The organism is Vulcanisaeta sp. JCM 16161 (assembly GCF_001316285.1).
The window spans coordinates 1-1,122 of record NZ_BBDO01000019.1 but is presented as its reverse complement, the minus strand read 5'-3'; the positions used below and the strand labels follow the sequence as shown (position 1 = coordinate 1,122).

General features: G+C 48.0%; 1 protein-coding gene. It reads left to right on the top strand.

The window, feature by feature from the left end:
- On the top strand, window positions 1–1,122 hold a 1,122-nt coding region (locus JCM16161_RS13375), incomplete at both ends, for a hypothetical protein (protein ID WP_243671754.1).

Sequence of the window (1,122 nt, the reverse complement as noted above, 5' to 3'; positions counted from 1 at the left end):
GAGGTGGTTGGTTGTAGCAGTGCTCGTGTTTGCTGCCGTCTACGCCTCATTATTTGTTTATGTTCACGTAGGTCGCGCAGTCCTTAGATATGTTGGTCCTGGTTACGTGGTTACCTATGTTAGGTATCCCGAGCTTCCCTGGCCCTTGAACGTCATAACCTTTAACCCACTCAATACTTACCCAATGATTAACATAGTGATTAGGGGTGCGCCTGAGCCTTACCCCGGTGTTAATGCCAGGTTCTTCGTATACGCCACTGGGCCCTCTGTCGGTGGTTTCGTGAGCGTTGGTCATTACTTAAGTAATTCCATGAGCTTCATGATAAGCGTGGGTAATTACACGGCCTATGCCATGGAGCTCGATAATTACCTGAGGATGACCCCGGACATGGCTGGTCCATCAATCGTACTCTTCATAAGCACGATAACGAACTCGAGCAATGGCCCTACCGTGGTCACGGGGTTCGTGACCGTGCCAATAATACCAGAGCTTGCCAGGGGCTCTGTGGTGATGGTTAGTATTAACTATACGAGGGTCGCAAGGGTGGCGTTGACTGTGAACGCCACCGGTGATTCAACCATATCCTTTCAAGACCCATCAACGCAGCCTCCAAGCACCATATCGGCTGGCTGTGTAGTAATTAGCAGTGGCCCGTACAAGAATGAGGAGGAGTGCTGGTACTGGCAACTCAACACGGTACTACTAACCCAAAGCAACACACCATTCCCAGTGGCAGCACAAATAATAAAATCAACGGAGACGAATTATATAACGCAGAGTAATATTAATATAGCAATCACCCTTCAGAAAAGTACATATACCGAGGCTGGCTTCGCACTAACGCTGGCAATACCAACGAGCACCGGCATAAACGTTGAAACGCCTGGGGTAGGCTACATGCTACAACTACCGAGCGGCTACACATCATATACATTACTTGCGTATGGTTGTGTATTTGCGAACCCATCATTAACCACATCTGCCTCCGAATGTACATATGCCAATAAAAACGTTACAGTAATAGCACCAAGTATTACTGGTGCTGGTGCTTATGGTGTTGCCGTGGTTGGTTATTTGGAGATTGCCAATTACACGGAGTATGAGTGTATTGGCCCATTGGG